General features: G+C 70.2%; 10 protein-coding genes. All 10 read left to right on the forward strand.

Annotated elements, in window-relative coordinates; translation table 11 throughout:
* Nucleotides 1-9: 9 nt before the first annotated feature.
* The 10 genes from G6N57_RS18365 to pgeF all read left to right on the forward strand — a co-directional run bounded on the left by G6N57_RS18365 (nt 10) and on the right by pgeF (nt 12,974).
* Nucleotides 10-1,551 carry a UDP-N-acetylmuramoyl-L-alanyl-D-glutamate--2,6-diaminopimelate ligase gene (locus G6N57_RS18365; RefSeq protein WP_077741140.1) on the forward strand — a complete coding sequence of 514 codons (1,542 nt, stop codon included), beginning with the start codon at nt 10-12 and terminating at the stop codon, nt 1,549-1,551.
* Nucleotides 1,548-3,089, forward strand: a complete 1,542-nt coding sequence (locus G6N57_RS18370) for a UDP-N-acetylmuramoyl-tripeptide--D-alanyl-D-alanine ligase (protein ID WP_077741139.1) — start codon at nt 1,548-1,550, stop codon at nt 3,087-3,089. The genes G6N57_RS18365 and G6N57_RS18370 overlap by 4 nt, the downstream gene beginning before the upstream one ends.
* Nucleotides 3,086-4,165: a phospho-N-acetylmuramoyl-pentapeptide-transferase gene (mraY, locus tag G6N57_RS18375; RefSeq protein ID WP_077741138.1), complete on the forward strand. Its 1,080-nt coding sequence runs from the start codon at nt 3,086-3,088 to the stop codon at nt 4,163-4,165. Before G6N57_RS18370 ends, mraY begins: the two co-directional genes overlap by 4 nt.
* Entirely contained in the window at nt 4,165-5,658 is a 1,494-nt protein-coding gene (gene murD, locus G6N57_RS18380; protein WP_097925898.1) for a UDP-N-acetylmuramoyl-L-alanine--D-glutamate ligase, read from the forward strand. The genes mraY and murD overlap by 1 nt, the downstream gene beginning before the upstream one ends.
* A 5-nt stretch (nt 5,659-5,663) precedes the next feature.
* Complete coding sequence (ftsW, locus tag G6N57_RS18385; protein WP_097925869.1) at nt 5,664-7,271, forward strand: putative lipid II flippase FtsW; 1,608 nt, start codon at nt 5,664-5,666, stop codon at nt 7,269-7,271.
* The gene (murG, locus tag G6N57_RS18390) at nt 7,268-8,458 is read left to right on the forward strand and encodes an undecaprenyldiphospho-muramoylpentapeptide beta-N-acetylglucosaminyltransferase (RefSeq protein WP_077741136.1); all 1,191 of its coding nucleotides are present in this window, start codon (nt 7,268-7,270) and stop codon (nt 8,456-8,458) included. Before ftsW ends, murG begins: the two co-directional genes overlap by 4 nt.
* Nucleotides 8,455-9,915: a UDP-N-acetylmuramate--L-alanine ligase gene (murC, locus tag G6N57_RS18395; protein ID WP_097925870.1), complete on the forward strand. Its 1,461-nt coding sequence runs from the start codon at nt 8,455-8,457 to the stop codon at nt 9,913-9,915. The genes murG and murC overlap by 4 nt, the downstream gene beginning before the upstream one ends.
* Nucleotides 9,916-10,016: 101 nt before the next feature.
* Entirely contained in the window at nt 10,017-10,880 is an 864-nt protein-coding gene (locus G6N57_RS18400; protein WP_234815640.1) for a cell division protein FtsQ/DivIB, read from the forward strand.
* A 188-nt stretch (nt 10,881-11,068) separates the two neighbouring features.
* Nucleotides 11,069-12,229, forward strand: a complete 1,161-nt coding sequence (ftsZ, locus tag G6N57_RS18405) for a cell division protein FtsZ (RefSeq protein ID WP_036449465.1) — start codon at nt 11,069-11,071, stop codon at nt 12,227-12,229.
* Between the two features lie 34 nt (nt 12,230-12,263).
* Nucleotides 12,264-12,974 (forward strand): peptidoglycan editing factor PgeF, encoded by a 711-nt coding sequence (pgeF, locus tag G6N57_RS18410; protein WP_097925872.1) that lies wholly within the window; start codon nt 12,264-12,266, stop codon nt 12,972-12,974.
* Nucleotides 12,975-12,998: the final 24 nt, after the last annotated feature.

Below are 12,998 nucleotides of genomic sequence, written 5' to 3' on the forward strand. Positions count from 1 at the left end.
TACTGTGGCATGGCCATGAAGCTGCGTCCCAGCCGTCCCGCCGGCCAATACCTCGTGCCGCTCGCCGAACAGGTTCAAGCGGTAGCCGCCACCGGAAATCCACTGCCGGAACTTCGGGTTACCGGAGTGACCTTGCGCGGTCAGGACGCCCAGCCGGGGGATCTGTTCGCTGCGCTGCCGGGTTCGGCGGTGCACGGCGCGCGCTATGTGCCCGATGCGCTCTCCGCCGGGGCCGTGGCGGTGCTCACCGACCCCGCGGGCGCCGCTGAACTGGACGGGCTCGACGTCCCGGTGCTGGTTCACCCCGACCCTCGTTCGGTGCTCGGTGAGGTGGCGGCCGAGGTGTACGGGCGTCCGTCCGAGCGGCTGACGGTCATCGGGGTGACCGGAACCTCGGGTAAGACCACCACGACGTATCTGGTCGAGGCCGGACTGCGCGCCGCGGGCCGGGTGGCCGGGCTGATCGGCACAGTAGGCGTGCGCATCGCGGGCCGCGATCTGCCGAGCGCGCTGACCACTCCCGAGGCGCCGGATCTGCAGGCACTGCTGGCCGTGATGGTCGAGAGCGGCGTCGACACCGTGGTGATGGAGGTGTCGAGCCACGCACTCACGCTGGGTCGCGTCGACGGGATCGGGTTCGCGCTCGGCGGTTTCACGAACCTGTCGCGCGACCACCTGGACTTCCATCCGACGATGGAGGACTACTTCGAGGCCAAGGCCCGGCTGTTCGATGCCGGGTCACGCAATCATGCCGCCGCGGCGGTGGTCTGTGTCGACGACGAGGCGGGCGCGGCGATGGCCCGCCGGGCCGAGAAGGTGATCACCGTCAGCGCCGCGGGCGCGGCGGCTGACTGGCAGGCGCGCAACATCAGGGCGGTCGGCGTCGGATCCCAGGAGTTCACTCTCGTCGATCCCGCCGGGGTGGCCCACGAGCTTCGGATCGGGCTGACCGGCGGATACAACATCGCCAATGCTGCCCTGGCGACCGCGCTGCTGGACGGGGCCGGGGTGACACCGGAGCAGGCCGCCCCGGGACTGCGTGCGGCGACCGTGCCGGGCCGGCTGCAGCCGATCGACCGCGGGCAGCCGTTCCTGGCTCTGGTCGACTACGCGCACAAACCCGGCGCGCTGCAGGCGGTGCTGGAAACCCTGCGGGGATCGGGCCCGCGGCGCGTCGCGGTGGTTTTCGGAGCCGGGGGCAACCGGGACACGGGCAAGCGGGCGCCGATGGGGCGGGTCGCGGCCGAGCTGGCCGATCTCGTCGTGGTCACCGACGACAATCCCCGGGATGAGGACCCCGCGCTGATCCGGGCGGCGATCGTGGCCGGAGCGCGCGAAGCGACCGCAGGTGCCGAGGTGGTGGAGATCGGTGATCGGCGCGCGGCGATCGACCGTGCGGTGGCCTGGGCCGGGCCCGGTGACATCGTGCTGATCGCAGGCAAGGGCCACGAGAGCGGGCAGACGGCCGGCGGTCACACCCGGCCGTTCGATGACCGTGACGAGTTGGCGGCGGCGTTGGAGGCACTCAAGTCAGGGGAGTCGGGCACGTGATCGAGATGACCATCGCCAGGATCGCCGAGATCGTCGGCGGCGAGTTGGCCGACATCACTGCCGAAGAGGCCGCCACGACCCGCGTCACCGGCACCGTCGAATTCGACTCCCGCGCCGTGGGGCCCGGTGGCCTGTTCCTGGCTCTGCCCGGCGCCCGCTCCGACGGCCATGACTTCGCCGCGGCGGCGGTGGCGTCAGGGGCTGCCGCCGTGCTGGCCGCACGCCCGGTCGGGGTACCGGCTATCGTGGTCGCTCCTGCGCCGGGCGGGGCCGACTCCGATTCAGGCGCTTTGGAATTCGACACCGACGGCTCGGGTGCGGCAGTCCTGGACGCGCTGGCCAAGCTCGCGGCGGCGGTGGCCGCCGAGCTCGTCGCCGGTGGGTTGACGATCATCGGGGTGACGGGATCGTCCGGCAAGACCTCGACAAAGGATCTGCTGGCCGCGGTGTTGGACCCGCTCGGGCAGGTGATCGCGCCGCCGGGCTCGTTCAACAACGAGCTGGGGCATCCGTGGACGGTACTGCGCGCCACGCCGGAGACCGATTACCTGATCCTGGAGATGTCGGCCCGGCATCCGGGCAATATCGCCGCCCTGGCCGCGATCGCCCCGCCCCAGATCGCCGTGGTGCTCAACGTGGGCACCGCCCACCTGGGCGAGTTCGGTTCCCGTGAGGCGATCGCGAACACCAAAGCCGAGTTGCCGCAGGCTGTTCCGGCCTCGGGCGTGGTGATCCTCAACGTCGACGACTCCGCCGTGGCGGCCATGGCAGGCAAGACCGAGGCCCGGGTGGTGCGGGTATCGCGCGAGCCCGGCTCCGAGGTCGACGTGTGGGCAGGCCCGGTCGCGCTCGACGGTCTGGCGCGTCCGCGGTTCACCCTGCACGCGGGCGAGGACGAGGTCGACGTGGCACTGGCGGTGCACGGCGATCATCAGGTCGGCAATGCGCTGTGTGCGGCGGCGGTGGCGTTGCAGTGCGGTGCCCGCCTGGAGCAGGTGGCCTCGGCACTGGCGGGCGCGGGCCCGGTCTCGCGGCGCCGCATGCAGGTCGGTACCCGCGCCGACGGTGTGACGGTGATCAACGACGCCTACAACGCCAACCCGGATTCGATGCGGGCCGGGCTCAAGGCGCTGGCCTGGATGGCCCGGCAGGGCACGGGTGAATCCGCCGGTGAGGCGGGTGGAAAGCGCCGCAGCTGGGCGGTGTTGGGGGAGATGGCCGAACTCGGCGACGACGCGATAACCGAGCACGACGCCATCGGACGGTTCGCGGTGCGCTTAGATGTGTCTCGGTTAATCGTCGTCGGAACCGGGAGGACTATGAACGCCATGCACCATGGCGCGGTGATGGAAGGTTCGTGGGGATCTGAGTCGACGATGGTCGACGACGCCGACGCCGCGCTGGCCCTGTTGCAGGCCGAGCTGCGGCCGGGGGACGTGGTGCTCGTGAAGGCATCCAACTCGGTGGGGTTGGGTGGCCTCGCCGATGCCCTGGTTGCCGCGGCCGGCCCGGCCGCAGACGGGGATGCCGCCCGATGAAGCTCATCCTGATCGCCGTCGGTATCGCTCTGACGGTCTCGATTCTGCTGACGCCCGCGTTGATCCGGCTGTTCACCAAGCGTGGGCTCGGCCATGAGATCCGCGAGGACGGCCCGGCCAGCCACGCCAAGAAGCGCGGCACCCCGTCGATGGGCGGTGTGGCCATCGTGGCCGGCATCTGGGCGGGCTACCTGGGCACCCACCTGGTCGGACTGGCGCTGGGCGGCAACGGCCCGTCGGCATCGGGCCTGCTGGTGTTGGGGCTGGCCACGATGCTCGGCCTGGTCGGTTTCGTCGACGATCTGATCAAGCTCCGGCGCTCCCGCAATCTGGGGCTGAACAAGACCGCCAAGACCGTCGGGCAGCTCACCGCCGCGGTGTTGTTCGGTGTGCTTGCCCTGCAGTTCCGCAACGGCGACGGGCTGACCCCGGGCAGTCCCGAGCTGTCGTATGTCCGCGAGATCGCCACGGTGACGCTGGCCTCGTGGGTGTTCGTGCTGTTCTGCGTCGTGATCGTCAGCGCCTGGTCGAACGCGGTCAACTTCACCGACGGCCTGGACGGGCTGGCCGCAGGCGCGATGGCGATGGTGAGCGCGGCGTACGTGCTGATCACGTTCTGGCAGTACCGCAACGCCTGCGCGACGGCGCCGGGCCTGGGCTGCTACAACGTGCGTGATCCGCTGGACCTCGCGATCATCGCGGCCGCCACGGCGGGTGCCTGCATCGGCTTCCTGTGGTGGAACGCCGCACCGGCCAAGATCTTCATGGGGGACACCGGCTCGCTGGCTCTGGGCGGCATCATCGCCGGGCTGTCGGTGACGAGCCGCACCGAGATCCTCGCGGTGGTGCTGGGTGCCTTGTTCGTCGCCGAGGTGACCTCGGTGGTCGTGCAGATCCTGACGTTCCGCACCACGGGCCGCCGGGTGTTCCGGATGGCGCCGTTCCATCACCATTTCGAATTGGTGGGGTGGGCCGAGACCACGGTCATCATCCGGTTCTGGCTGCTGACGGCGATCGCCTGCGGTCTGGGTGTGGCCCTGTTCTACAGCGAGTGGCTCACCGCAGTCGGGGCCTGATGGTGGCGGGTCCATCCGGCGGGCGCGGCGGTGACGACGATCTCTCGCTGCTGACCCCCGGGGCTCCGGTGTTGGTGACCGGGGCGGGGGTGACCGGACGCGCCATCCTGGCCGCGCTGGCACCTCTCGGTGTCGCCGCGACACTGTGTGACGACAACGCCGAAGCCCTGCAGGCGTACGCCGAGCAGGGCACCGCAGTCATCGATCCGGCAGGCGCGATCGCCGGTATCGCCGACTACGCGCTGGTGGTGACCAGCCCCGGATTCCCGCCCACGGCCCCCGTCCTGGCCGCCGCGGCCGAGGCCGGCGTGCCGATCTGGGGCGATGTCGAGCTGGCCTGGCGGCTGGACGCCGCGGGCCGCTACGGTCCGCCGCGGCGCTGGCTGGTGGTCACCGGCACCAACGGCAAGACCACCACCACCTCGATGCTGCACGAGATGCTGTCGGCCGACGGCCGGCGAAGCCTGTTGTGCGGCAACATCGGTGATCCGGTGCTGGCGGTGCTCGACCAGCCCGCGGAGTTGCTGGCGGTCGAGTTGTCGAGCTTCCAGTTGCACTGGGCGCCCTCGCTGCGCCCGGAAGCCGGCGTGGTGCTGAACGTGGCCGAGGACCATCTGGACTGGCACGGTTCCATGGCCGCCTACGCCGCCGACAAGGCCCGGGCGCTGGCCGGCCGGGTGGCCGTGGTGGGCCTCGACGATCCGGTGGCCGCTGGTCTGCTGGCGACCGCCGGCGCGTCGGTTCGGGTGGGGTTCCGGCTGGGCGAACCGGCCGCCGGTGAGCTCGGCGTGCGCGCCGGCAAGCTCGTGGACCGCGCTTTCGGTGCCGACGTCGAGTTGGCTGATGCCGCGACCATCAGCGTGGCCGGACCGGTGGGGGTGCTCGACGCGCTGGCGGCCGCGGCGCTGGCCCGGGCGGTCGGGGTGGCGCCGGAGTCGATCGTCGCCGCGCTGGCGTCGTTCCAGGTCGGCAGGCACCGCGCCGAGTTGGTCGGGGAGGCCGACGGGGTGCGCTATGTCGACGATTCCAAGGCCACCAACCCGCATGCCGCGCAGGCTTCGATCACTGCGTTCGACCGCGTGATCTGGATCGCCGGGGGCTTGCTGAAGGGTGCCTCGGTCGATGAGCTGGTGCGCCAGGTGGCGAATCGGCTGGTCGCGGTCGTCCTGATCGGGCGCGATCGGCAGATGGTTGCCGATGCGTTATCGCGACACGCCCCGGATGTCCCCGTCGTCGAGGTTGTGACGGGGGAGGATTCTGGGGTGCTTGAGACAAATGAGTCTATTGGTGACCATGTGACTCGTGTGATCGAAGTCGCGGACCGGCCGGTCTCCGACGCGGTCATGACGGCGGTCGTGGATGTCGCCCGCGGCCTGGCCACCTCGGGTGACACCGTGTTGCTGGCCCCGGCAGGCGCGTCCTTCGATCAGTTCAGCGGCTACGGCCAGCGTGGCGATGCGTTCGCCGGCGCCGTCCGCGCCGCGATCGGGTAGGCGAGATGGCCAGCATCCTGGCCCGGTTGCGCAGCCGTGGCGGCGAGGCAACCGGCGATACCGCCGCTGCTGAGGGCGGCACGGCCGAGGCGAGCCCGACGGCCGCAGCGCCGCGCACCCGGTTCGGCGTCTGGCTGGGTCGGCCGATGACGTCGTTCCACCTCATCATCGCGGTTACCGCGTTGCTCACCACGCTGGGGCTGATCATGGTCCTTTCGGCGTCGGGGGTGTACTCCTACGACTTCGACGGATCGCCGTGGGCGGTGTTCGGACGTCAGGTGATGTGGACCGTCGTCGGACTCATCGCGTTCTACCTGGCGCTGCGAATCTCGGTGCGGACCTTGCGGCGGATGGCGTTCCCCGGGTTCGCCTTCACGATCGTGCTGCTGGTCCTGGTGCTCATCCCGGGAATCGGCAAGGTGGCCAACGGTTCCCGTGGCTGGTTCGTCGTCGCCGGATTCTCGATGCAGCCCTCGGAGCTGGCCAAGATCGCCTTCGCGATCTGGGGTGCTCACCTGCTGGCGGCCCGCCGCATGGAACGGGCCTCGCTGCGCGAGATGTTGATCCCGCTGGTGCCCGCCGCGGTGATCGCGCTGGCGCTGATCGTCGCCCAGCCCGACCTCGGGCAGACCGTCTCGCTGAGCATCATCCTGCTCGGCCTGCTCTGGTACGCGGGCCTGCCGCTCCGGGTGTTCCTGTCCTCGCTGCTGGCTGCCGTGCTGGCGGCAGCGGTGCTGGCCGTGTCCGCGGGCTACCGGTCCGACCGCGTGCAGTCCTGGCTGGATCCCACCGCCGACGGGCAGGGGATCGGGTACCAGTCTCGGCAGGCCAGGTTCGCGCTGGCCAACGGCGGAATCTTCGGCGACGGGCTGGGTCAGGGCACCGCCAAGTGGAACTATCTGCCCAACGCGCACAACGACTTCATCTTCGCCATCATCGGCGAGGAGCTGGGCTTCGTCGGCGCGCTGGGTCTGCTCGCGCTGTTCGGGCTGTTCGCCTACACGGGCATGCGTATCGCCCGGCGTTCGGCCGACCCGTTCCTGCGCCTGCTCACCGCGACCACCACGCTGTGGATCGTCGGCCAGATGTTCATCAATGTCGGCTACGTGGTGGGCCTGCTACCGGTCACCGGGCTGCAGCTGCCACTGATCTCGGCCGGTGGATCTTCGCAAGCCACAACGCTTCTGATGATGGGGCTGATCACCAACGCGGCCCGGCACGAACCGGAGGCCGTCGCGGCGCTGCGGGCCGGGCGCGACGACCGGATGAACCGGTTGCTGCGGCTGCCGCTGCCCGAGCCGTACGTCCCGACCCGGTTGGAGGTCGCCCGCAACCGGCTGCACGACCGCAGGAAGACGCCATCGCGCAGCGCGGGCAAGCCCGGGGCGAAGCCGGCCGGTAAGCAGGCAGGCAAGCAGGCCAGGACCAAACAAGCAGGGGCCAGGCAGCCGGCAGCGCGCCGCTCGCACAGCGGTGACCGTCCGGTCCGCCGGTCGGGTCGCGCCACCGGTCAACAGCCGGCCGGGGCTCGCAGGTCCTCGGTCCGATATCCTGCAGGCCAGCGGAAACAGGGGCAACGGGCCCGGACTTTGGAAGGTCAGCGTTACGGGTGAGCGAGGGTAAGACGGGCCGGGCGACATCTGGTCCTCGGGGGCAGGAACCCGGTGACCGGGGGATATCCATCGTTCTGGCCGGTGGCGGCACGGCAGGTCATGTCGAACCGGCGATGGCGGTGGCCGACGCACTCCGCGAACTCGATCCGCAGGTGCGGATCACCGCCCTCGGGACGGCCCGGGGGCTGGAAACCCGGTTGGTGCCCCAGCGCGGCTATGACCTCGAGCTGATCACCCCGGTGCCGCTTCCGCGCAAGCCGTCGGGTGATCTGGTGCGGTTGCCGCTGCGCGTGCGCACCGCGATCCGGCAGACCCGTTCGGTCCTGGCCGGCGTCGAGGCCGATGTGGTGATCGGGTTCGGCGGCTATGTCGCGCTGCCTGCCTACCTCGCCGCCCGCGGAGGCTTCGGCCTGCACGGACGTCGTCGCGCCGTCCCCGTGGTGGTGCACGAGGCCAATGCCAGCGCAGGCCTGGCCAACCGAGTCGGCGCGGTATCGGCGCGCCGCGTGCTCTCGGCGGTCCCCGAACCGGGGCTGCGCAAGGTCGAGGTGGTCGGGGTGCCTGTGCGCGCGGCGATCACCTCGCTGGACCGGGCCGCCTTGCGGGCCGAGGCCAGGGCATTCTTCGGATTCGCCCCAGACGCCAAGGTGCTGTTGGTGTTCGGCGGTTCGCAGGGCGCGCAGTCGATCAACCGTGCGGTGTCGGCGGCCGCCGAAGCCCTTGGCGCTGCGGGTGTTTCGGTGCTGCACGCGCACGGGCCGAAGAACACTCTCGACCTGCCGCCGGCCGCGGCGGGAGCACCGCCGTATGTCGCGGTGCCCTACCTGGACCGGATGGACCTGGCTTATGCCGCGGCGGATCTGGCGATCTGCCGGTCCGGCGCGATGACAGTGGCAGAGGTGACCGCGGTGGGACTGCCCGCGGTGTACGTCCCGCTGCCGATCGGCAACGGCGAGCAGCGGCTGAACGCGCTCCCCGTGGTGTCGGCCGGAGGGGGAATCGTCATCGACGATGCCGAGCTCACCGGCGGTTTCGTGGCCGACACGGTGGCAAGCCTGATGACCGACGATGCCCGGCTGGCAGAGATGACGGCCGCCGCGTCGTTGTCGGGTCATCCCGATGCCGCGAGACGGGTGGCGCAGGTCGCCCTCGACATCGCCCACGCTCAACGAAAGAGGCTGCAGTGAACGGTAATTCACTTCCGGCCGAACTGCAGCGGGTGCACATGGTCGGGATCGGGGGCGCCGGGATGTCCGGCGTGGCCCGCATCCTGCTGGACCGTGGCGGCCTGGTTTCCGGGTCGGACGCCAAGGAGTCGCGCGGTGTGGTGGCGCTGCGGGCCCGCGGTGCCGAGATCCGCATCGGTCACGACGCGTCGTCACTGGACCTGCTGCCGGACGGGCCGACCGCGGTCGTCACCACCCATGCCGCGATCCCGAAGACCAATCCGGAACTGGTCGAGGCCCGGCGGCGCGGAATCCCGGTGATCCTGCGCCCGGTGGTGCTGGCCAAGCTCATGGCGGGTTACACCACGTTGATGGTGACCGGTACCCACGGCAAGACCACCACCACGTCGATGCTCATCGTCGCGTTGCAGCACAGCGGTTTCGACCCGTCCTTCGCCGTGGGCGGTGAGTTGGGCGAGGCGGGGACCAACGCCCATCACGGCAGCGGCAAGTGCTTTGTCGCCGAGGCCGACGAGAGTGACGGCTCGCTGCTGGAATACACCCCGAATGTCGCGGTGGTCACCAACATCGAAGCCGACCACCTGGACTTCTTCGGCAGCGAGGAGGCCTACACCGCGGTGTTCTCCGCGTTCGTCGACCGCATCGCGCCGGGCGGCGCCCTCGTGGTGTGCACCGATGACCCAGGAGCCGCCGCACTCGCCGAACACACTGCCGCACTGGGTATCCGGGTACTGCGATACGGCAGCACACCGAGCGACGATCTGGCCGGCACCTTGCTGAGCTGGGAGCAGCAGGGGACCGGCGCGGTGGCCCACATCCAGCTCGCCGGAGAGCCGCACCCGCGTGCGGTCCGGCTCGCGGTGCCCGGCAGGCACATGGCACTCAACGCCCTCGCCGCACTGCTGGCCGCTGTAGAGGTGGGCGCACCCGCCGAGACCGTCCTCGACGGGCTGGCCGGATTCGAGGGTGTACGGCGGCGTTTCGAGCTGGTGGGTTCACTCGGCGGGGTCCGGGTCTTCGACGACTATGCGCACCATCCCACCGAGGTGCGGGCCACGCTCGAGGCGGCCCGCACCGTCGTCGACCAGACCGGTGGTCGGGTCATCATCGCCTTTCAACCGCATTTGTATTCGCGCACAGCGACTTTCGCGACAGAGTTCGGTGCTGCGCTCAGCGAAGCCGACGAAGTCTTCGTGCTCGACGTCTACGGCGCGCGGGAGCAGCCACTGCCCGGTGTCAGCGGTGCCACCGTCGCCGAGCATGTGAGCTCGGCGGTCACCTACGTGCCGGATTTCTCGGCGGTGGCTGCTGTGGTGGCGGCCGCGGCGCGCCCCGGTGACGTGGTGCTCACCATGGGTGCCGGTGACGTGACCATGCTCGGCAAGGAGATCATCACCGAACTCGGTATCAAGGAGAACCGCACGACCCCGGGCCGTCCCTCGACGGGTGCGCCGTGACCGAGACGGGTGCTGAGGGTCCCGACGACGGGGCCGAAGTTCCCGGCGAGACCGGTTCCGCACCGGCTGAGTCTGATGTGCCGCCCGCGGCGGGATCTGATGTGCCGCCCGCGGCAGGATCTGATGTGCCGCCCGCGGCAGAAGCCGACTATGAGGGCCCACGCCGCCGCGCCCGCCGCGAGCGCGCCGAGCGGCGCGCGGCACGGGACCGGGCGGTGGCGATCGAGAATGCCCGCCGGGAGGCCAAGCGCAGGGTGGTCGGGCAGTCGGCTGCTGCTCCGAACACTGTGGCCCGCAGCACTATTCGTGGTCTGAAGGTCTTGCTGTGGTCCGCGCTGGCGAGTGTGGTCGCGGTGGCGTTGGGTCTGGTCCTGTACTTCACGCCGGTCATGTCGGCCCGCAACGTCGCGGTCAGTGGTGCGGCCGCGGTGCCGCAGGAGCAGGTGCTGGCCGCGGCCGCGGTGGCACCGGGCACGCCGCTGTTGCAGGTCAACACCGATGCGGTCGCCGAGCGGGTGGCCACCATCCGGCGGATCGCCACGGCCCGGGTGCAGCGCGAGTACCCCTCGACGTTGCGGATCACGGTCGTCGAGCGGGTTCCGGTAGTGGTCAAGGACTATCCCGACGGTCCGCACCTGTTCGACCGCGACGGCGTGGATTTCGCCACCGAGCCGCCACCGCCGACCCTGCCTTACCTGGACGCCGACCATCCGGGCCCGACGGATCCGGCCACCAAGGCGGCGCTCGAGGTGATGCTGGCGCTGCCGCCCGATGTGGTGGCACAGGTGGGACGGATCGCCGCGCCGTCGGTGGCCTCGATCGCGTTGACGCTCACCGACGGTCGGGTCGTGGTGTGGGGGACCAACGACCGGACCGACGAGAAGGCGCTGAAGCTGGCCGCCCTGCTGACCCAGCCGGGCCGTACCTATGACGTGTCCAGCCCGGATCTGCCCACTGTCAAGTAGATCCGGCGAAAAATTGCCGCGCGGCGCGTCGGCGCGCCTGCCGCGATCACCGGCGTCGGCCCCCTACCGTTCTGTTTGCGCGGAACTACTTGACATAACTCTAAGCCTATGGTTGAGGTTGAGGGTTTGCCCAGAGGAGATCGGCGCCAGGAACACTGTGAACACCCGACCTGGGAGGAAGACGATCCATGACCCCCCCGCATAACTACCTCGCGGTAATCAAGGTGGTTGGTATCGGCGGCGGCGGTGTCAACGCCGTCAACCGGATGATCGAACAGGGCCTCAAGGGCGTCGAGTTCATCGCCATCAACACCGACGCACAGGCACTGCTGATGAGCGACGCCGACGTCAAGCTCGACGTGGGTCGCGATTCCACCCGCGGACTCGGCGCAGGCGCGGATCCCGAGGTGGGCCGCAAGGCTGCCGAGGATGCCAAGGACGACATCGAGGAGCTGCTGCGCGGCGCCGACATGGTGTTCGTCACCGCAGGCGAGGGCGGCGGCACCGGAACCGGTGGCGCACCCGTCGTCGCATCGATCGCACGCAAGCTCGGCGCCCTCACCGTCGGCGTGGTGACGCGACCGTTCTCGTTCGAGGGCAAGCGGCGAAGCAACCAGGCGGAGAACGGCATCCAGACGCTGCGCGAGAGCTGCGACACCCTCATCGTCATCCCCAACGACCGGCTGCTCCAGATGGGCGATGCCGCCGTGTCGCTGATGGACGCCTTCCGCAGTGCCGACGAGGTGCTGCTCAACGGTGTCCAGGGCATCACCGACCTGATCACCACCCCCGGCCTGATCAACGTCGACTTCGCCGACGTCAAGGGCGTGATGAGCGGCGCGGGTACGGCGCTGATGGGCATCGGCTCGGCGCGCGGAGACGGTCGCGCGCTCAAGGCGGCCGAGATCGCGATCAACTCGCCGCTGCTGGAAGCCTCGATGGAAGGCGCGCAGGGCGTGCTGCTGTCGGTGGCCGGCGGCAGCGACCTGGGCCTGTTCGAGATCAACGAGGCCGCCTCGCTCGTCCAGGATGCGGCGCATCCCGAGGCCAACATCATCTTCGGAACGGTGATCGACGACTCGCTGGGCGACGAGGTCCGGGTCACGGTCATCGCGGCCGGCTTCGACATGGCCGGCCCCAGCCGCAAGCCGGTGGTCAGCCCAAGCGCGGCACCGACCCAGCCGATCGCCTCGGCCCGCTCCGGCAAGGTGACCACCTCGCTGTTCGAACCGAACGACGCGGCGAGCGTCCCGGCGCACACGAATGGCGCCACCGTGAGTGTCGGTGGCGACGGAGACGGCGGGATCTCCGACGACGATGTCGACGTCCCGCCGTTCATGCGGCACTGAGTCGGGCCCCACGGCGGGTCCGGATACTGGGAACGTGAGTGTGCGTATTCGGCGGGTGACGACAACCCGCGCCGGCGGTGTCTCGGCCCCGCCCTTCGATTCGTTCAACCTCGGCGACCATGTCGGCGACGATCCGCGAGCGGTGGCGCAGAACCGGCGGCGGCTGGCGGCCGCGGTGGGGGCCGATGCGCTGGTCTGGATGAATCAGGTACACAGCGATCACGTCGTCACCGTGGACGGTCCGCGCGACACCGCGGTCGATAATGCCGACGCATTGGTGACGAAGACTCCGGGTTTGGCTTTGGTCGTGGTGACCGCCGATTGTGTCCCGGTATTAATGGGCGATGCCCGTGCCGGGGTCATCGCGGCAGTCCATGCCGGGCGGGTCGGCGCGGCGAAGGGCATCGTGCCCCGGACGCTGGAAGCGATGCAGGCCGCCGGCGCGCACGTGGGGGACATCTCGGTACTGCTCGGACCTGCGGTCAGCGGTGCGAACTACGAGGTGCCCGAACAGATGGCGGCCGAGGTGGAGGCGGCTCTGCCCGGCTCGCGCACCACCACCTCGAGCGGCACGCCCGGCCTGGATCTCCGGGCTGGAATTGCCCGCCAATTAACGGATTTGGGTGTCACGGCGATCGACGTGGACCCGCGGTGCACGGTCGCCGACCGCGCGCTGTTCAGCCATCGCCGCGACGCACCGACCGGACGCCTGGCGAGTGTGGTGTGGATGGAGCAGCCCCGGTGAACAAACCCCGAACGAGCCTGGAGT

The organism is Mycolicibacterium boenickei, assembly GCF_010731295.1.
Taxonomy (GTDB): domain Bacteria; phylum Actinomycetota; class Actinomycetes; order Mycobacteriales; family Mycobacteriaceae; genus Mycobacterium; species Mycobacterium boenickei.

Excerpts from the sequence above, each read along its gene's own strand:
- G6N57_RS18365 (WP_077741140.1), top strand. The coding sequence starts at position 10 with ATGGCCATGAAGCTGCGTCCCAGCCGTCCCGCCGGCCAATACCTCGTG.
- mraY (WP_077741138.1), top strand. The coding sequence starts at position 3,086 with ATGAAGCTCATCCTGATCGCCGTCGGTATCGCTCTGACGGTCTCGATT.
- murD (WP_097925898.1), top strand. The coding sequence starts at position 4,165 with ATGGTGGCGGGTCCATCCGGCGGGCGCGGCGGTGACGACGATCTCTCG.
- ftsW (WP_097925869.1), top strand. The coding sequence starts at position 5,664 with ATGGCCAGCATCCTGGCCCGGTTGCGCAGCCGTGGCGGCGAGGCAACC.
- ftsZ (WP_036449465.1), top strand. The coding sequence starts at position 11,069 with ATGACCCCCCCGCATAACTACCTCGCGGTAATCAAGGTGGTTGGTATC.